The organism is Paracoccus sp. MKU1 (assembly GCF_001447385.1).
Taxonomy (GTDB): domain Bacteria; phylum Pseudomonadota; class Alphaproteobacteria; order Rhodobacterales; family Rhodobacteraceae; genus Paracoccus.
In genome coordinates, this window is sequence record NZ_LLWQ01000215.1 from 11,073 (window position 1) to 28,639 (window position 17,567).

17 protein-coding genes are annotated in these 17,567 nt (G+C 69.8%); 2 read left to right on the forward strand and 15 right to left on the reverse strand.

Annotated features, from left to right (window positions below; translation table 11 throughout):
- Nucleotide 1: 1 nt before the first annotated feature.
- From AQY21_RS22760 to AQY21_RS22825, 14 genes are all read right to left on the reverse strand, one after another.
- Nucleotides 2-1,117, reverse strand: a complete 1,116-nt coding sequence (locus tag AQY21_RS22760) for an ABC transporter permease (protein WP_058099869.1) — start codon at nt 1,115-1,117, stop codon at nt 2-4.
- Nucleotides 1,114-2,022, reverse strand: a complete 909-nt coding sequence (locus AQY21_RS22765) for an ABC transporter ATP-binding protein (protein WP_058099870.1) — start codon at nt 2,020-2,022, stop codon at nt 1,114-1,116. Before AQY21_RS22765 ends, AQY21_RS22760 begins: the two co-directional genes overlap by 4 nt.
- The gene (locus AQY21_RS22770) at nt 2,019-2,960 is read right to left on the reverse strand and encodes an HlyD family secretion protein (protein ID WP_058099871.1); all 942 of its coding nucleotides are present in this window, start codon (nt 2,958-2,960) and stop codon (nt 2,019-2,021) included. The genes AQY21_RS22765 and AQY21_RS22770 overlap by 4 nt, the downstream gene beginning before the upstream one ends.
- Entirely contained in the window at nt 2,953-3,585 is a 633-nt protein-coding gene (locus AQY21_RS22775; RefSeq protein WP_058099872.1) for a CerR family C-terminal domain-containing protein, read from the reverse strand. The genes AQY21_RS22770 and AQY21_RS22775 overlap by 8 nt, the downstream gene beginning before the upstream one ends.
- Nucleotides 3,586-3,712: 127 nt before the next feature.
- The gene (locus AQY21_RS22780; RefSeq protein WP_082658241.1) at nt 3,713-4,630 is read right to left on the reverse strand and encodes a sugar kinase; all 918 of its coding nucleotides are present in this window, start codon (nt 4,628-4,630) and stop codon (nt 3,713-3,715) included.
- Complete coding sequence (locus AQY21_RS22785) at nt 4,627-6,075, reverse strand: mannitol dehydrogenase family protein (RefSeq protein ID WP_058099873.1); 1,449 nt, start codon at nt 6,073-6,075, stop codon at nt 4,627-4,629. Before AQY21_RS22785 ends, AQY21_RS22780 begins: the two co-directional genes overlap by 4 nt.
- Nucleotides 6,072-7,280: a mannonate dehydratase gene (gene uxuA / locus AQY21_RS22790; RefSeq protein WP_058099874.1), complete on the reverse strand. Its 1,209-nt coding sequence runs from the start codon at nt 7,278-7,280 to the stop codon at nt 6,072-6,074. Before uxuA ends, AQY21_RS22785 begins: the two co-directional genes overlap by 4 nt.
- An 18-nt stretch (nt 7,281-7,298) precedes the next feature.
- On the reverse strand, nt 7,299-8,456 hold the full coding sequence (locus AQY21_RS22795; protein WP_058099875.1) for an alpha-hydroxy acid oxidase: 1,158 nt from the start codon (nt 8,454-8,456) through the stop codon (nt 7,299-7,301).
- Between the two features lie 4 nt (nt 8,457-8,460).
- Nucleotides 8,461-9,504 (reverse strand): L-idonate 5-dehydrogenase, encoded by a 1,044-nt coding sequence (locus AQY21_RS22800; RefSeq protein WP_058099876.1) that lies wholly within the window; start codon nt 9,502-9,504, stop codon nt 8,461-8,463.
- Between the two features lies 1 nt (nt 9,505).
- Entirely contained in the window at nt 9,506-10,786 is a 1,281-nt protein-coding gene (locus AQY21_RS22805) for a TRAP transporter large permease (protein ID WP_058099877.1), read from the reverse strand.
- A 4-nt stretch (nt 10,787-10,790) separates the two neighbouring features.
- Complete coding sequence (locus tag AQY21_RS22810) at nt 10,791-11,297, reverse strand: TRAP transporter small permease (RefSeq protein ID WP_058099878.1); 507 nt, start codon at nt 11,295-11,297, stop codon at nt 10,791-10,793.
- A gap of 64 nt (nt 11,298-11,361) precedes the next feature.
- Nucleotides 11,362-12,342 carry a TRAP transporter substrate-binding protein gene (locus AQY21_RS22815; protein ID WP_058099879.1) on the reverse strand — a complete coding sequence of 327 codons (981 nt, stop codon included), beginning with the start codon at nt 12,340-12,342 and terminating at the stop codon, nt 11,362-11,364.
- Between the two features lie 23 nt (nt 12,343-12,365).
- A complete protein-coding gene (locus tag AQY21_RS22820) occupies nt 12,366-13,046 on the reverse strand; it encodes a GntR family transcriptional regulator (RefSeq protein ID WP_058099880.1) in 681 nt (226 codons plus the stop codon).
- Nucleotides 13,047-13,314: 268 nt separating this feature from the next.
- On the reverse strand, nt 13,315-14,193 hold the full coding sequence (locus tag AQY21_RS22825) for a LysR family transcriptional regulator (RefSeq protein ID WP_058099881.1): 879 nt from the start codon (nt 14,191-14,193) through the stop codon (nt 13,315-13,317).
- Nucleotides 14,194-14,444: 251 nt separating this feature from the next.
- On the opposite strand from AQY21_RS22825, the gene metB reads away from it, so the two are divergent.
- Entirely contained in the window at nt 14,445-15,602 is a 1,158-nt protein-coding gene (gene metB, locus AQY21_RS22830) for a cystathionine gamma-synthase (RefSeq protein ID WP_058099882.1), read from the forward strand.
- Nucleotides 15,603-15,605: 3 nt separating this feature from the next.
- Here the strand turns inward: metB and AQY21_RS22835 are convergent, their stop codons facing one another.
- A complete protein-coding gene (locus AQY21_RS22835; RefSeq protein ID WP_058099883.1) occupies nt 15,606-16,559 on the reverse strand; it encodes a GlxA family transcriptional regulator in 954 nt (317 codons plus the stop codon).
- 86 nt (nt 16,560-16,645) lie between these two features.
- Between AQY21_RS22835 and AQY21_RS22840 the strand changes: the two genes are divergently transcribed.
- Entirely contained in the window at nt 16,646-17,533 is an 888-nt protein-coding gene (locus AQY21_RS22840; protein WP_058099884.1) for a 3-keto-5-aminohexanoate cleavage protein, read from the forward strand.
- Nucleotides 17,534-17,567: the final 34 nt, after the last annotated feature.

Below are 17,567 nucleotides of genomic sequence, written 5' to 3' on the forward strand. Positions count from 1 at the left end.
GTCAATCCAGCGTCCGGCGGAAGCGCAGCAGGGCCAGCGCGCCCAGCACCGCCACCATGACCGACAGCGCCGCGAATTGCGGGAGGACATCGGCAAAGCCCGCGCCCTTCAGCATGACGGCGCGCACCAGCCGCAGCAGATGCGTCACCGGCAGCACCTCGCCCAGGGCCTGCGCCCAGCCCGGCATGCCCCGGAACGGGAACATGAAGCCCGACAGCAGCACCGAGGGCAGGAAGACGAAGATCGCGATCTGCATCGCCTGCATCTGCGTGCGCGCCGCGGTCGAGATCAGATAGCCCAGCAGCACCAGCGCCAGCACGAACACCATCACCCCCGCCAGCAGCAGCCCCAGCGAGCCGACGAAAGGCACGTCGAAGATCGCCCATGCCGCGCCCAGGATGACAAGGACCTGCACCGCCCCCACGGTCAGGAACGGGGTGATCTTGCCCAGCATGATCTCGGCCGGGGTCGCGGGCATGGCCAGCAGGTTCTCCATCGTGCCGCGTTCGATCTCGCGGGTCAGGGCCATGGCGGTCATCATCACCATGGTCATTTGCAGGATCACCCCCAGCAGGCCGGGCACGATATTGTATTGCGTGATGCCCTCGGGGTTGTAGCGGCGATGCGTGACGATTTCGGGCCTGCCGGGTGCAGGCTCGGCCGGCAGGTCGCGGCGAAAGGCGCTGTCGGCGAGCCGGGCCAGCGCGGCGATGGCGCCGCTGGTCGCCGAGGGGTCCGAGCCGTCCGCCTCGACCAGGATCTGCGGCCGGTCGCCCTGCTGCATGCGCCGGCCGAAATCGGCGGGCACCGTCACCACGAAGGAAACCTCGCCGCGGGTCAGCAGCCGCTCGGCCTCCTCGACGCTCGCCGCCGGATGGGTGAGGCGATAGTAGCCGCTGTTTTCCAGCGCTGCCGCAAAGCTGCGGCCGAAACGGTCCTGCACCGGCGCGACCAGGGCCGTGGGCATGTCGCGGGGGTCGCTGTTGATCGCATAGCCGAACAGCAAAAGCTGCATGATCGGCACGCCCAGCATCATGGCGAAGGTCACGCGGTCGCGGCGCATCTGGATGAACTCCTTGCGCAGCAGCGCCCGCAGCCGTGTCGGGGAAAAGCTCATCGCATGTTGTCCTCGGAAAGCTCCATCAGCCGGATGAACACGTCCTCCAGGCTGGTCTCGGCCGGCTGGCCGGTGACGCCCTCGGCGGCCAGCGCCGCCTCCAGCCGGGCGCGGTCGGTCCCGGTCACATGCAGCGCGGTGCCGAAGGGCTCGACCTGCTCGACGCCGGGCGCCTGGCGCAGGCGCTCGGCCAGCTCGCCCGGCCGCGCCGACTGCACGGTCAGCGTCACCAGCCGCGCGCCCGCGATCACCTCGGCCACCGTGCCCGAGACCACCAGCCGGCCATAGGCGATGTAGTTGATGCGGTGGCAGCGTTCCGCCTCGTCCATGTAATGGGTCGAGACCAGCACCGTCATGCCCCCCAGCGCCCGGGCGTGGATCTCGTCCCAGAACTGGCGCCGGGCCTTGGGATCGACGCCGGCGGTCGGCTCGTCCAGCAGCAGAAGGCGCGGCTGGTGCATGATGCAGGCCGCCAGCGCCAGCCGCTGCTTCCAGCCGCCCGAGAGACTGCCGGCCAGCTGGGTCCTGCGCAAGGTCAGGCCCAGATCCTCCAGCGTGTCACGCACCGCCTGCCGCGGCAGATCGTAGAGCCCGGCGACGAAGGCCAGGTTCTCCTCGATGGACAGATCCTCGTAGAACGAGAATTTCTGCGTCATGTAGCCGACCTGCCGCCGGATCGCGCGCTGCTGGCGGCGCACGTCCAGGCCCAGCACGGTGCCGCTGCCGGCATCCGGCGTCAGCAAGCCGCAGATCATGCGGATGCAGGTGGTCTTTCCCGATCCGTTCGGCCCCAGGAAGCCGGCGATCTCGCCCTCGGCCACCCGCAGCGCGACATCGTCCACGACCGTCCTGCCGCCGAAGGATTTTGTCAGCCCGGACACGTCGATGGCCGTCGCCTGGGTCATGGCGCCTTCCAGACATCGACGATCTGGCCGGGCTTCAGCGGGCTGCCGGGATCGGGGCGGGCCTCGACCAGATAGACCAGCTTCTGTCGCGCGTCGCGGGCATAGATGACCGGCGGGGTGAATTCGGCCTCGTCGGCGATGAAGGAGACCGTGGCGCTGGCCGGCGCGCAGCCGTCGCAGCCGACCGTCAGCCCGGTTCCCAGGGCAAGCGCGGCCAGATCGGCCTCGGCGACATAGAAGCGCAGCTTGACCGCGCCGTCCGGCAGATAGGTCAGGACCGGGGCCGAGGGACCGGCAAGCTCGCCCTCATGCCGCAGGATATCGGTGACGATGCCGGGCGCGGGGGCGGTCAGCCGGCGCTGCTGGAGCTGCCATTCCATCGCCTGCCGGTTGGCCTCGGCTTCGGCGAGGGCGGCGCGGGCCGCCTTTATGGCATCGGGGCGGGCAGGCAGGCGGGCGACGGCCAGCCGCGCCTCGGCCTCGCGCACCGCCGCCTCGGCCATGTCGGCGGCGGCGCGGGCATCGTCCAGTTGCGCGGGCGAGCTGACGCGCTGCGCCAGCAGCCGCTCCTGCCGCGCCGCCTCGCGCGCGGTCCGCTCGGCATGGGCCCGGGCCGAGGCCAGCGTCGCCTCGATGGCGGCGATCTCGGGCGCGCGGCCGCCCTTTTCCAGGTCGGCCAGGGTGCTGGCGGCGCGGGCCTGGGCGGCCTCGGCCGCGGCCAGCGCCAGCGCGGCGTCGCGGCTCTCCAGCGTCGCCACGGGTTGCCCGGCCTCGACCCGGTCGCCGCGCTGCACGGCCAAGGCCTCGACCCGCGCCGTCGCTACCGGGGCGATCTGCACATATTCGCCCTCGGCATAGCCGGTGCCAAGCGGCGGGGGCGGGCCGCATTGCGGAAACAGCGCGGCGAGAAAGGCCAGCGAGCAGATGAAATCAGCCATCGCCGCCCCCGATCATCCGGTCCAGGTTGGTCAGCATCCGCCGCGTGATCGCCCGCGCCTCGGCGCGCGCATAATGCCGCCAGCCCATGCGGCGCTGGACGATGGGCGCGGCGACGCGGAAATAGACCGCCTGGCCGACCAGCGAGAAGACGGCCAGCTTCACCTCCTCGGCTTCCGCCGGCTCTCCGGTGGCGGCGGACCAGAGCGCGCAAAGGGCACGGTGGCGGGGCTCGACCAGCGTCGTGTAAAGCCGGTCCAGCACCGGGCTGTCCGGCTCGGCCAGCTCGCGCAGGACGAAAGCCACCGCATCGCTGGCCCCGGGGGTGACGATCATGAAGGTGACGATGCGGCGCACCAGCCGCCGCAGCAGCAGCCGGGCGTGGCGGGGGTCCGGCCGGTCCTGCAAGCCGGGCAGGGGCCGGGCGACCTGCGCGACCCGTTCGGCCACGGCGTCGGCGCAGGCGATGCGTAGCCCGTCCTTGCCGCCGAAGTGATAGGCGATCGAGGAAATGTTGGTCCCGGCCTGCGCGGCAATGGCCCGCGTCGATGCAGCCTCGAACCCGCCGCGGCCGAATTGCTGCATGGCGGCCTGGATCAGCGCAATACGGGTCGGGTGCGGGTCCATGCCGATCCTGCCGAAAATCAATCAATCGATTGATACACGATTTTCAGCACGGAGTCGAGTCCGCAGGGCGCGGCGGGGTCTCCGCCCGCCGCGCCTTGCCGATGATGGGATGCGGCCTGCGCGCAGGTCAGTCCCGCGCGACGGCCTCGCGCACCAATGCGCCGCGATGGCGGATCACCAAGCGGCTGAGGTCATGCGCCCGGCGGATGGCGGCCGCGATGTCTGCCCCCGCCAGCCGCGCCGCCAGATAGCCGGCGTTGAAGCTGTCGCCGGCCGAGGTGGTGTCCACCGGCACCTCGCGCGGCAGGCCCTCGACCAGCCCCTCGCCCTCGCGCCCGCCATAGCGGATCGCGTCGCCGCCCGCCTTGACCACGACCTGCCCGGCGCCGCGCGCCAGATAGCGCGCCACCGTCGCCTGCGGATCGGCATCGCCGAAAAAGCCGCGCTCGTCGTCGAAGCTGGGCAGCACCAGATCGGCGATGGCCGCCGCCGCCTCGATCTCGCGGCACATGGTGGCGGTGTCCGGCCAGAGCTTGGGCCGCAGGTTCGGGTCGAAGACCACCTGCGTGCCCGCGTCGCGGGCGCCCTTCAGCGCCTCGATCAGCGCGGCGCGGCCGGCCGGGGGCAGGATGCCCAGGGTGATGCCCGAGAAATAGGCGATGCCCACACCCGCCAGCGCCGCGGCCAGCGCGGCCGGATCGTCGGCCAGCCCTCTGGCCGCCGAGGTGTCGCGCCAATAGCTGAAGCTGCGCTCGCCATCCTTCAGCGAGATGGCATAGATCGCGATCTCGCGGCTTGGGTCGCGCCCGACATGGGCGGCGTCTATCCCCTCGGCGGTCAGGAAATCGACCATCTGCTGCGAGAACTCGCCGGTGCCGACGCGGCTGCAATAGGCGACGCGCCAATCGGCCGGCAGCAGGCGGCGCAGATACCAGGCGGTGTTCAGCGTATCGCCGGCGATGCCCAGCCGCCACAGCCCGTCCCGGCCCGAGGGCGACAGCTCGACCATCGCCTCGCCGATGGAAAGGATCGCCTGGCCGGTCACGATGCCAGCTCCGTCGCCATGGCCGTGCGCAGCCCGTCGCGGCGGATATGGGTGACGGTCCGGCGCACCGCCTGGGTGAAGCCGGCATCCCCGACCAGCGCAGGCGGCGCAAGCCCCGGCAGTCCCAGGACCGAGCGGGTCAGGGTCTCGTCATCCTCGCCCGCCTTGCGGGCCAGGTCCAGCAGCGCCGGGCCGCGCGGATCGTCCGGGGCCTGCTGCTGCGCGGTCAGCCAGGCCAGCCAGATCGCGGTGGCGAAGGCGAAGGGGCGGGCGTCGCCGCCGGCTTGCAGCGCCTCGGCCGCGGGGGCGAACCAGCGCTGCGGCAGTTTCTCGGTGCCGTCCATGGCGATCTGCCGGGTCTGGTGGGCGATGGCCGGGTTGGCGAAGCGCGCCAGCAGCGCCGCGGCATAGGCTTCGGGGTCGAGCCCCGCGCCCTGCGGCAGGGTCGCGCCCGCCGCCCGCATGTGGCGGCGGACCAGCGCCGTCAGCGCCGGATCGGCCATGACGTCGCGAACATGCGGCAGGCCGAGCAGCTGCCCGGCATAGGCGATCAGCGAATGGCTGCCGTTCAGCATGCGCAGCTTCATCGCCTCGTGGGGGCGCACGTCCTGGACGAACAGCGCGCCGCCGGCCTCCCATGCCGGGCGGCCTTGGGGAAAATGGTCCTCGATCACCCATTGGCTGAAGGGCTCGGTCTCGACGGCGGCCAGGTCGCGATACCCGGTCAGCGCCTCGGCATCGGCCAGGGTGCGCTCGGTGGTGGCCGGGGTGATGCGGTCCACCATGGTGGCCGGAAAGGCGATATGATCGACGATCCAGCCGGCCAGACCGGGGTCGCGGCGGCGGGCAAAGCCCAGCACGCCGGCGCGCAGCAAGGCGCCGTTGTCCGGCAGGTTGTCGCAGCTGAGCACGGTGAAGGGCGCGACCCCGGCCTCGCGCCGCGCCGCCAGGGCGGCCACGATGAGGCCCAGCACGCCCTGCGGCGCCTGCGGCTGCGCCAGGTCGGCGGCCACCGCCGGATGGGCCGGATCGGCATCCATGGCGGCGCGGTCGATGCCATAGGCCTTTTCCGAGACGGTCAGCGACAGGATGCGGATCGCCGGATCGCAGGCGGCGCGCAGGATCGCCGCTGCGTCGCCGCCGATCGCCGGGCCATGCGCGCCGATCACCCGCGCCCGGTCGTTGTCCGAACGCTCCAGCACGGTGAACAGCCCGTCCTGCGCGTTCAGCGCATCCGGGATGTCGCGGCTGCGCAGGTTGGCGCCGAGGATGCGCCAGTCGCCGCCCTCGGCCGCCAGCGCATCGTCGGTATGGACCGCCTGATGCGCGCGGTGAAAGGCGCCCAGCCCCAGATGCAGGATGCCCATGCCATGCGCCGCGCGGTCATAGCGCGGCCGCGCGACTCCGGGCGGCAGGCCGGCCAGCCCGGTCAGGCGCGGGCTCATGGCCGCGCCCCGTGGCTCAGCGCCAGCTCGACCCCGCGCAGCTCGGCCAAGCCCTTGAGCCGGCCGATGGCGGGATAGCCGGGCTGGCCGCCGCGGCCGATATCGTCCAGGATGTCCTGGCCGTGGTCGGGACGCATCGGGATCACCGCATCGCCGCGGCCGGCCTCGCGGCGGCGGGATTCCTCGCGCAGGACGGCGGCGATCAGCGCCACCATGTCGGTCTGGCCGCCCAGATGCTCATCCTCGAAGAACGAGCCCCGGATCGCGTCGCTGTCGCGGCGCACGTTGCGCAGGTGCAGGAAATGCACCCGGTCGCCCAGCCGCTCCATCATGCCCGGCAGGTCGTTGTCCGGCCGCGCCCCCAGCGAGCCCGAGCAAAGCGTGATGCCGTTCGCCGGCAGGTCCACGGCGGCCATGCGCTCGGCGTAATCCGCCTCGGTGGACATGACGCGCGGCAGGCCCAGCAGGCCGAAGGGCGGGTCGTCGGGATGGCAGCACAGCCGCACCCCGATCTCTTGCGCGACCGGGACGACCTGTTCCAGGAAAGCGTGGAAATGCCGGCGCAGCACCGCATCCGTCACCGGGGCATAGCTTTCCAGCAGCGCCCGCACGTCCTCCAGGGTGAAATGCTCGGCCGCGCCGGGCAGGCCGAAGACCACGTTGCCCGCCAGCTGCTCGCGCCGGGCCTCGTCCATGTGGGCAAAGCGGCGGGCGGCTTCCTCGCGCACCTCCTCGGGGAAATCCTCGGCCGCGCCCTTGCGCTGAAGGATATGGATGTCGAAGGCGGCGAAATCGGTGAAGTCGAAGCGCATGCAGCGCGCGCCATTGGGGCGCCGCCAGGCCAGATCGGTGCGGGTCCAGTCCAGAACCGGCATGAAATTGTAGCAGATCACCTCGATCCCCGCGTCCTTCAGGTGGCGCATCGAGGTGATCCAGTTTTCGACATGCGCCCGCCAGTCGCCGGTCTGGGTCTTGATCGCCTCGCTGACCGGCAGGCTTTCGACCACCTCCCATTTCAGGCCCGAGGGCGCGCCGTCGGTCATCGCCGCCAGATCGGCCTGCCGGCGGGCGATTTCCTCGGGGGACCAGACGGCCCCGGTCGGGACGTGGTGCAGGGCAGTCACAACGCCCTGAACCCCCGCTTGCAGCATGTCGTCGATCGAGACCCGATCCTTGGGGCCGAACCAGCGCCAGGTATGTCGCATTCACGTTTTCCTTGTTCTTCAGGCGGCATTGCCGCGGTCGTCGGGCCACAGGCAGCCGGGACCGAAATCCTTGATGTCGTTGACGCCGCAAAGCGCCATGGTGATGTCCATTTCGCGGCGCAGGATAGCCAGCGCCGCCTCGACGCCCCTTTGCCCCATGGCGCCCAGCCCATAGGTGAAGGCGCGGCCGACAAAGACGCCGTTCGCGCCGCTGGCGATGGCCTTCAGCGCCTCCTGTCCCGACTGGACGCCGCTGTCGAGATAAAGCGGAAAGTCCGGCCCGACCGCCCGGCGGATCGCCGGCAGCGCGCGGATGGTCGAGGGGGCGCCATCCAACTGCCGCCCGCCATGGTTCGAGACCAGGATGGCGTCGCAGCCGGTATCCAGCGCGCGCCGCGCGTCCTCGGGGTCGTTGATGCCCTTGAGGATCACCGGCCCGCCCCATTTGCGGATGATCTGCTCGACCCGGTCCCAGTCCAGCCGCTGGTCGAACTGGCGCGCGGTCCAGTCCATCAGGTCGCCCAGGCTGTCGACGCCGCGGGCATGGCCGACGATATTGCCGAAGCTGCGCCGGCGCGTGCCCAGCATCCCCAGCGCCCAGCGGGGATGCAGCGCGATGTCGATCAGGTTCGGCAGCGTCAGGCGCGGCGGTGCGGTCATGCGGTTTCGCAGATCCTTGTGGCGCTGGCCCTGAATGGTCAGGTCCAGCGTCAGCACCAGCGCCGTCACCCCGGCGCGGCGGGCGCGGTCGAGGATGTTCTCCAGGAACTCCTCGTCCCGCAGGGTGTAGAGCTGGAACCAGAACGGTGCCCCCGTCGCCGCCGCGACATCCTCGAGCGAGCACATCGACATGGTCGAGAGCGTGAAGGGCACGCCGGCGGCCTGCGCGGCGCGCGCGGCAAGGATCTCGCCATCCGGGTGCTGCATGCCCAGAAGCCCGACCGGAGCCAGGGCCAGGGGCATCGAGACCGGCTGGCCCAGCATGGTGGTGGCAAGGCTGCGGGCCTCGATGTTCCGGGCCACGCGCTGGCGGAACAGGATGCGTTCGAAATCGGCGCGGTTGGCGCGATAGGTGCCGCCGGTCCAGGCGCCGACATCCACGTAATCGTAGAACATGCGCGGGACGCGCCGCCGGTGCAGGCGGCGCAGGTCCTCGATCTCGGTGATGACCGGCATGGGTTCAGGCCCCGAAATCCAGCTGCACCTTGACCGCCTGCGCCCGGTCGCCGGCAAGGTCGAAGGCGCGCTGCGCCTCGGCGGCGGGCAGGACTTGCGTGACCATGGGCGACAGGTCGATCTCGCCCGCGCCGATCATGCGCACGGCCTGCGCGAATTCGCGGTCGAAGCGGTGCGTGCCGACCAGGCGCAGCTCCTTGGCGACGATCAGGTTCAGCGGCAGGGGCAGGGTGCCGCCGACGCCGATCTGCACCAGGGTGCCCTGCGGCCGCGTCACGCCGATGGCCTGGGCGATGGCATGGGGATTGGCCGAGCATTCCAGCACCACGTCGATGCGGCCCTTGCCCTCGGCCAGATCGGCCAGCGCGTCGGGCTGTTCGGCCACGTTCACCGCCCGGTCGGCGCCCATGCGGCGGGCGATGTCCAGCGTGAAGCCCTGCACATCCGTCACCACGATCTCGGCCGCGCCGCGCAGCCGGGCCAGCGCGGTGCAGATGGCGCCGATGGGACCGGCGCCGGTGACCAGCACCCGCTGGCCGGCCAGGTCGGGCGCCACGCTCAGCGCGTGCAGGCAGACCGCCAGCGGCTCGGCCCCGGCGGCGGCCTCGGCGCTGGTTCCTTCGGGCAGCGGCAGGCATTGGCCCAGCGGGTGATACAGCCGGTTGCGGAAGAAGCCGTCCTCATGCGGCAGCCGCATGGCCGAGCCGCTGAAGCGCATGGCCAGGCAATGCCGCTCGGCCCCCGCCCGGCAGAACTCGCATTCCCCGCAGGGGCGCGAGGGCGACAGCGCCACCAGCTGCCCCGGCACCAGGCCGGACCCCTGGGGCGCGCTTTCCACCACGCCGGCGGCCTCGTGGCCCAGCACGATGGGCTGGCGCACCCGGACCGGGCCGAAGCCGCCGTCATGGTAGTAATGCAGGTCCGAGCCGCAGATGCCGCCCCGCAACACGCGGACCAGGGCGGCGCCCTCGGCGGGTTGCGGATCGGGCAGGGGCTCGATCCGCAGGTCGTGGGCCGCGTGCAGGCGGCAGGCGATCTCATGCGTCATGTCAGTTCCCCATCAGCGTCGTCGGCAGCCAGGTGGCGAAGGGCGGGTAATAGGAGACCAGCAGCAGCACGATGATGTTCGAGATCAGGAAGGGGATCACCGCGCTGATGACCCGCGCCAGCGGCTCGCGCGCGATGTTGCAGGCGACGAACAGGCAGACGCCCACCGGCGGCGTGGTCAGGCCGATCATCAGGTTCAGCACCGCGAAGGTGGCGAAATGCAGCGGCTCGATGCCGACGCTGGTCGCCAGCCCCAGCAGGGGCACGAACAGGATGATGAGCGCGGCGATGGTCTCCATGAACATGCCGATGACCAGCAGCAGTACGTTGATCAGCAGGATGACGAAGATCGGGTTGTCGGTGATCGCCAGCACGGCACTGACCAGCATTTGCGGGATGCGCTCGGATGCCAGGATCGAGCCGAAGACGTTGGCGAAACCGACCAGCGCCAGGATGCCGGCCGAGGAGATCGCGCTGTTGACGACGATGCGCGGCACCGCGCGGATCGGCAGCTCGCGATAGACGAAGGCGCCGACGACAAAGGCGTAAAGGCAGGCGACGATGGCGGTCTCGGTCGGGGTGGCGATGCCGGTCAGCAACCCGCCGATGATCAGCCCGGTCATGGCCAGTGCCCAGAAGGCGGCGAGGAAGGCCGCGATCAGTTCGCCGAAGCCCTGCCATTGCTGGCGCGGATAGTTGCGGCGCACGGCGAGGATATAGCAGGTGATCGCCATGCCGATGCCCATCAGCACGCCCGGCACCGCACCGGCCAGGAACAGCTGGCCGACCGAGATCCCCGACAAGGCGCCGACGATGATCATCGGCACGCTGGGCGGCAGCATCGGCCCCACCGTGGCCGAGGCGGCGGTGATCGCGGCGGCGAAATCGCCGGGATAGCCGGATTTCTTCATGCCGGGGATCATCACCCCGCCGGTCGCCGCGACATCGGCGACCGCCGTGCCCGAGACGCCGCCGAACATCATCGAATCCGCGACGTTCGCCATGGCCAGCCCGCCGCGCATCCAGCCCACCATGGCATTGGCCAGGCGGATGATGCGTTCGGTGATGCCGCCGAAGTTCATCAGGTTGCCGGCCAGGATGAAGCCGGGGATGCACAGCAGGACAAAGACGTCCATGCCCGCATACATGCGCTGCGGGATGATGACGACCGGCAGCCCCGCCGTCAGGATATAGGCCAGCGACGAAAGCCCCAGGCAGACCGCGACCGGCACGCCAAGCGCCAGGGTCACGAAGAAGGTGGTCAGAAGCAGGAAAAGATCCATGGGCTCAGGCTTCCTCGGCCAGATGGGGGCGCCCGTCATCGGTGCCGGCGATCATGCCGATCACCCGCAGCAGGGCGAACAGGAACAGCATGGCGGACAGCACCAGCACCGAGGCGTGGATGATGTCCATCGGCCAGCGCAGGCTGGGCGCGCGCTGGAAGGCGCCGATCTGGGTGAATTTCCAGGCCGGCCAGATCATCACCGCGCCAAGCGCCGCCGTGCAGATCGCCGCGATCAGGCGCATCCACCAGGCGCGGGCCTCCGAGACGGTTTCCTGCACCAAGTCGACGTTCACCAGCTCGCCCGTCATCAGCGACAGGCCGATGCCGAAGGCGGTCATGTAGAGCAGCAGATAGCGCGACAGCTCCTCGGTCCAGACCGGCGAGGGCAGGCCGAAGGTTCGCGTGGTGATTTGCAGCGTGACCACCGCGATCAGCGCGAAGAAGGCGATGCCCACCGCAAACCGGCTGGCTGTCGCGAGACCGCGTTGCAAGAGTGCCAGGTTCTTCATCGGTTTCAAACCTCGATGGCAGTCGCGGCGCGTGTGGGGAAGGCGCGCGCCGCGACCGGGCCGGTTAATGGTTGAACAGTTCCTCGACGACGGGCCGGATGCTGTCGTCCACGCTTTTGATCACCGCATCGCGCGAGCCGTCGGCAAAGGCTTTCTGATCGACCTCGACGAAGGTCATGCCCTTGGCCTCCAGATCGGCGCGGATGGCGTCCTCGTCTTGCAGGAACTGCTGGCGCTCGAACTCCTGGGCCAGGCGGGCGGCTTCCAGCACATGGGCCTGGTCCTCTTCGGACAGGCGCTGCCAGACCTGCTCGGCGATGGTCAGGTAGATCCAGGACCGCACATGCTCGGTCTGGTTCACATGGGTCTGCACCTCGTTCAGCGAGGCGGCCTGGATCAGCGCCAGCGGGTTTTCCTGCCCGCCGATGGTGCCGTTCTGCAACGAGGTGAAGACCTCGGAAAAGGCCATCGGCGTCGGCTGGGCGCCAAGCGCGGTCCAGGTATCGACGAACAGCGGCACGTTGGGCACCCGCAGCCGCATCCGGTTCAGCTCGGCCGGGGTCGTGATGGGGTGGTTGGCGGTCAGGTTGCGCGGGCCGCGGGCGAAATAGGCGATGGGCCGGACCTGGGCGCGCTCGATGATCTGCGCCTCGATCTGCTTGCCGATCTCGCCGCCGGCGACCTCGTCCATGTGCTCAAGCGACTGGTAGGCATAGGGAATGGCCAGCAGGGCCGCCATGGGCGCCCAGTTCTGAAGGCTTTCGCCGGTGATGGTCATCTCGACCGTGCCGAGCTGCATGCCATTGATCAGGTCCATCTCGCGGCCGAGCGAGTCATTCGGGAACACCTCGACGGCGATGCGGCCCTCGGTCAGGCGGTCAAGCTCCTCGGCGAATTTCAGCGAGGCCTTGTGCCAGGAGTTCTGTTCGTTCGCGAGATGGCCGAGCTTCAGCGTCAGTTCGGCGGCCGAGGCACCGATGGCGGAAGCGGCGGTCAGGCATGCCACGGCCAGCGCCGCGAAATGGCGGCGGTTCAGGGTGATCATCGTTCTCCTCCGGATGATGCGGGTCAGGGTATGAAAAGTTCGGGGCGGCTGCGCGAGATCTCGGGCAGGTCGTTGAGCAATTCGCGCAGGTGGCGGCGCATGGCCTGCTCGGCCAGGGCCGGATCGTGGTTGCGCAGGCCCTCGACGATCTCGGCGTGCTGGCCGATCAGCTTCTGGATGTCGAAGGTGCGCGCGGTGATGTAGCGCAGGCGGTTCATCTGTGACTTCAGCCCCTCCAGCACCTCCCAGACCGCCTCTTGCCCGGCGGCCACGGCCAGCAGGCGGTGGAAGCGGTCGTCGAGCCGGACGAAGGTTTCGGCATCGTTGCGCGCGACGGCCTGGCTTTGCTCCTCGATCTCGGCGTCCAGGCGGGCAAGCAGCCGGTCGTCGGCCTGTTCGGCCAGCATGCGGATCAGGTCGCTTTCGACGGCTTCGCGGATCAGCCGCGCCGACAGCACCGCCGAAACCGAGATGCGGCGGATATAGGTGCCGCGCTGGGGCCTGACCTCGGCCAGCCCGTCCGAGGTCAGCCGGATGAACGCCTCGCGCACCGGCTGGCGGCTGACGCCGATCTGGTTGGCGATCTCGGTTTCGCTCAGCCGCGTGCCGGGCGGCAGTTCGCCGCGCAGGATCGCATCCCGCAACCAGTCATAGACCTGCGGCGCGGTCGAGAGCGTAAAGTCGATATTCGGCTGCATGGACATGATTCTTCTCCCTGCCCGTTTCTATTACATACTTGCATACTAGTAAATAAAAAAGACGCACCCAGGCGCGGAGCGCAGGTCCCGATCGCCTGGAGGCATCTCGATCATGGATGATGCCAAGGCCGCCGGCTGCTCGGAACCTCGGTGCCGCGAGGCGCTTGGGCCGTGCCAAGGAGTATGGAAGCATTCCCGGCCGTGGCCGATGGAAGATCTTGGGGTTCTGGACCCACCCGGTCCTCTGCCGACGCGCATCGCCGGCGGCGTGCATTCATCGCGGCGCGATCTCTGTGGCCTGGTGCAGGTTCATCGGCGCGGCCGCCACGGCCTTCAGCCCGGTCCGCACCCGGCCCAGCACGTCGCCGTCGCTGTGCTCGGCATAGACCATATGCGTGGAATGCGAAAATTCCGGCGCGCCGGGCACCAGCGCCAGCCGCCCCTCGGCCAGGAAAGGCCGCACGATGCCCAGCCGGAAATAGCCGCAACCGCCCACCGTCAGCAGATAGGTCAGCGCCAGCGGCCCCAGCGAGATCGACACCGGCGGGCTGCCGAGCTGGGGAAACGAGGCCTCGAAGCTGGCGGCGAAGTTCGGGCCCCAATCGACAAAGACGAAATCCTCGGCCCGAAAGCGCCGGTCAGGGGCGCTGGTCACCAGCACCAGCTTTTCCTCGGCCAGCAATTCGTTGACCAGATTGGCCGCATGGGGCGGATTGTAGAGCACCGCCATATCCATCGAGCCCTCCTGCACCCGCGCCATCAGGCTGGCCGGGCTGCCCACTTCGGCCCGCAGCGCGATGTCGGGGCATTCGCGGCGCATCCAGATCAGCCAGTCGGCCAGCAGCGGATGCCACAGGCTCAACTCGCCGCCCAGATGCACGCCCGCGCTGCGACCGGGCGGCAGGGCGACCTGCTGGCGCGCGCGCTCCCACAATTGCAGCATGGCGGTGGCGTGGCGCAGCAGCCGCTCACCCGCCGGCGTCAGCCGCGCGCCGGCCTTGTTGCGAATGAACAGGCGGCGGCCCAGGCTTTCCTCAAGCGTGCGGATGCGGGCGCTGACCGCGGTCTGGGTGACGTTCAGCCGGTCGGCGGCGGCGACGAAGCTACCGGAATGCACCACTTCAAGAAAGGTGCGGGCCTGGTTGATGTCCATGAATGAATGCAAAAGAATTGCTGGTAAATGAAATATAATGAATTTGCCCGCCTCATGCCAGAGTGCCATCTTGCCGGGGAACAGGACCGGCCCCCGCCATGCTCGCTTGCGGCGCGGCGGGGGCCGGCAGGAAACGCGGGACAATCCGATGAGCGAATGGGAGTTTCGGGATTTCGGCTTGTCGGGCCTTCGACGGCTTCGGGCCGTTACCGCTTCCGCCCGGCGGAGCCGGCCCGGAACAGGAGGCCGCGATGGCAGAGGATGAGTTGAGCGACCGCACCATCGCGGCAGCCCATGGCGTCGGCGGCCGCGACCGCTTCGGTGCCATCGTGCCGCCCATCTATCTCAGCACCAGCTATGCCTTTGCCGGTTTCGACCAGACGCGCGGCTATGATTATACCCGCGCCGGTAATCCCAGCCGCGACCTGCTGGCCGAGACGCTGGCCGGGCTGGAGCATGGCGCGGGCGCCGTCGTCACCTCGTCGGGCATGGCGGCGCTGGATCTGCTGCTGGCGCAGGTGCCGCCGGGCGGGCTGATCGTCGCGCCGCATGATTGCTATGGCGGCACGCAGCGGCTGCTGACGGCGCGGCGCGACCGCGGCGCCTTTCGGCTGGCGCTGGTCGATCCCGCCGATCCGGCCGCCATGGGGGCCGCGCTGGCCGAGCGCCCGGCGCTTCTGCTGATCGAGACGCCCAGCAATCCGCTGATGCGGGTGACGGACATCGCCGCGCTGGCCGCGCAGGCGCACGGGGCCGGAGCCAGGGTGGCGGTGGACAACACCTTCCTGTCGCCGGCCTTGCAGCAGCCCCTGCTGCTTGGTGCGGATTTCGTGGTTCATTCCACCACCAAATATCTCAACGGCCATTCCGACGTGCTGGGCGGCGCGGTGGTTGCCGCGCGGGCCGAGGATGCCGGCGCGCTGGCGGAATGGGCGAACATCACCGGCAGCGTCGGTTCGCCCTTCGATGCCTTCCTGACCCTGCGCGGCATCCGCACGCTTTTCGCCCGTATCGAGCAGCAACAGGCCAGCGCCATGGCGGTGGCCGAGTTCCTGCGCGGCCGGCCCGAGGTGGCGGCGGTGCATTATCCCGGCCTGCCCGGGCATCCCGGCCATGCCCTTGCCGCGCGCCAGCAGCGCGGTTTCGGCGCCATGCTGAGCTTCGAGCTGCGGGGCGGCCTGCCGGGCGTGCGCCGTTTCGTCGAGGCGGTGCGGGTCTTTACCCTGGCGGATTCGCTGGGTGGGGTGGAAAGCCTGATCGCCCATCCCGCGACCATGACCCATGTCAGCATGGGCGCCGAGGCGCGGCACCGCGCCGGGATCGGCGACGGGTTGCTGCGCCTTTCCGTCGGACTCGAGGATCGGCGCGACCTGCTCGATGGGCTTGGCGCCGGCCTGGCCGCCCTCTGACCGCTATGGTGCCGCGGTTTTCCGCACCGTCTCGCCGAAGGCGCGGCGATAGGCGCGCGCCAGCGTCGCGGGCGAGGAAAAGCCGGTGCGCGAGGCGATCTCGCCCAGAGTCAGCCTGGTCTCCAGCGCCAGCGCCCGGGCATGGGACAGCCGGATCTGCCGGTAATAGCCGCCGGCCGACAGCCCCAGATGGGCATGGAACAGCCGGTCCATGCTGCGCACCGACAGCGCCGCGCGCTCGGCGATGCGGGGCAGGGGCAGGGGCTGCTCGGCGGTCTCGCGCATGGCGACGATGGCGCGTTGCAGCGAATGCGGCAGGGCGCTGTCGGTCATGCGGCTGGGCAATTGCCATTCCACCGGATCGGTGCTGCGCCCCATCACCCGGCCGAACATGTTCGCCACGTCGAAGCGCAGCGCCTCGCCCGCCTGCGCGCCGATCAGGTCCAGCGACCAGCTGAGCACGCTTTGCGCGCCGCCGCAGGTGACGATGTTGCCGTCCGCGACATAGGGGTCCGGCACCACGGTGATCTCGGGGAAAGCCTCGGCCAGCGCCTCGCGCTCCATCCAGTGGATGGCGGCGCGGCGCCCGGCCAGCAGGCCCATGCGGGCCAGCAGCCACGCCCCGGTATCGAGGCCTCCCACCACCGGCAGCCCGCGCGCCTTGCGCAGCACCGCCTGCGCCGAGTCGCGCTGTAGATGGTCGCGCATGCCATAGCCCGAAACCAGGATCAGCGCATCCGTCGCCCCCACCCGCTCCAGCGGCAGATCGACCGAGATCGCCAGCCGCGAGGAACTGGTCACCGCCCCGCCGTCCAGCGAAGCGACCTGCCAGGAAAACAGCCGCCGCCCCGACAGGTCGCGCGCCGCCCGCAGGGGCTCGATGGCGCTGGCCAGCACCATGTTCGAAAATCCGTCGAACAGCAGGAAGGTCAGGTGGAGCGGCGATTTTGGCAGCATAAGCAAATATTATGGCTGAAAATGCACATCATGCCAGGGGAATTGCTGTCAGGCTGCGATGAAATCACACATTGCCGGAGCCATGAATGAACCGTGACGTCTTCATCACCTGCGCGGTGACCGGATCGGGACAAAGCCACCTGAAATCGGATCTGGTGCCGATCACGCCCAGGCAGATCGCCGAGGCCTGCATCGAGGCGGCGAATGCCGGCGCGGCCATCGCCCATGTGCATGTGCGCGACCCCGAGACCGGCGCGCCCTCGCGCGACCCGGCGCTGTATCGCGAGGTGGTCGAGCGGGTGCGCTCCTCCGGCACGGATGTGGTGCTGAACCTGACGGCGGGCATGGGCGGCGACATCGTGCTGGGCTCGGCCGAGGCGCCGCTGCCGCTGTCGCCGCAATCCGACCTGATCGGCGCCAGCGAGCGGCTGGTGCATGTCGAGGAACTGCTGCCCGAGATCTGCACCCTCGATTGCGGCACGATGAACTTTGCCGAGGCCGATTACGTCATGACCAACACCCCCGGCACGCTGCGTGCCATGGCGGCGCGCATCAAGGCGGCGGGGGTGCGGCCCGAGATCGAGGTCTTCGACACCGGCCATCTGTGGCTGGCCAAGACGCTGGTGGAGGAGGGGCTGATCGACGATCCGGTGATGATCCAGCTGTGCATGGGCATCCCCTATGGCGCGCCCGCCGATCCGAACAGCCTGATGGCGATGGTGAACAACATCCCGCCCGGCTGGGTCTATTCCATGTTCTCGATCGGGCGGATGCAGCTTCCCTATGTCGCGCAGGCGGCGCTGGCCGGCGGCAATGTGCGCGTGGGGCTGGAAGACAACATCTGGCTCGACAAGGGCGTGCTGGCCCGCAACGGTGATCTGGTCGAGCGGGCGGCGACGATCCTGAACGCGATGGGATGCCGCATCCTCGGCCCGCAGGAGGTGCGCGACAAGCTGAAGCTGACCCGGCGCTGAGCCGCAGGCCGAACCGATCCATAAACAGACAGGG

Bases quoted from the DNA above. Each gene is read 5' to 3' on its own strand.
- AQY21_RS22805 (WP_058099877.1), bottom strand. From the start codon at position 10,786: ATGGATCTTTTCCTGCTTCTGACCACCTTCTTCGTGACCCTGGCGCTT.
- AQY21_RS22760 (WP_058099869.1), bottom strand. From the start codon at position 1,117: ATGAGCTTTTCCCCGACACGGCTGCGGGCGCTGCTGCGCAAGGAGTTC.
- AQY21_RS22820 (WP_058099880.1), bottom strand. From the start codon at position 13,046: ATGTCCATGCAGCCGAATATCGACTTTACGCTCTCGACCGCGCCGCAG.
- uxuA (WP_058099874.1), bottom strand. From the start codon at position 7,280: ATGCGACATACCTGGCGCTGGTTCGGCCCCAAGGATCGGGTCTCGATC.
- AQY21_RS22785 (WP_058099873.1), bottom strand. From the start codon at position 6,075: ATGAGCCCGCGCCTGACCGGGCTGGCCGGCCTGCCGCCCGGAGTCGCG.
- metB (WP_058099882.1), top strand. From the start codon at position 14,445: ATGGCAGAGGATGAGTTGAGCGACCGCACCATCGCGGCAGCCCATGGC.
- AQY21_RS22770 (WP_058099871.1), bottom strand. From the start codon at position 2,960: ATGGCTGATTTCATCTGCTCGCTGGCCTTTCTCGCCGCGCTGTTTCCG.
- AQY21_RS22800 (WP_058099876.1), bottom strand. From the start codon at position 9,504: ATGACGCATGAGATCGCCTGCCGCCTGCACGCGGCCCACGACCTGCGG.
- AQY21_RS22825 (WP_058099881.1), bottom strand. From the start codon at position 14,193: ATGGACATCAACCAGGCCCGCACCTTTCTTGAAGTGGTGCATTCCGGT.
- AQY21_RS22835 (WP_058099883.1), bottom strand. From the start codon at position 16,559: ATGCTGCCAAAATCGCCGCTCCACCTGACCTTCCTGCTGTTCGACGGA.
- AQY21_RS22815 (WP_058099879.1), bottom strand. From the start codon at position 12,342: ATGATCACCCTGAACCGCCGCCATTTCGCGGCGCTGGCCGTGGCATGC.
- AQY21_RS22775 (WP_058099872.1), bottom strand. From the start codon at position 3,585: ATGGACCCGCACCCGACCCGTATTGCGCTGATCCAGGCCGCCATGCAG.
- AQY21_RS22810 (WP_058099878.1), bottom strand. From the start codon at position 11,297: ATGAAGAACCTGGCACTCTTGCAACGCGGTCTCGCGACAGCCAGCCGG.
- AQY21_RS22840 (WP_058099884.1), top strand. From the start codon at position 16,646: ATGAACCGTGACGTCTTCATCACCTGCGCGGTGACCGGATCGGGACAA.
- AQY21_RS22765 (WP_058099870.1), bottom strand. From the start codon at position 2,022: ATGACCCAGGCGACGGCCATCGACGTGTCCGGGCTGACAAAATCCTTC.
- AQY21_RS22795 (WP_058099875.1), bottom strand. From the start codon at position 8,456: ATGCCGGTCATCACCGAGATCGAGGACCTGCGCCGCCTGCACCGGCGG.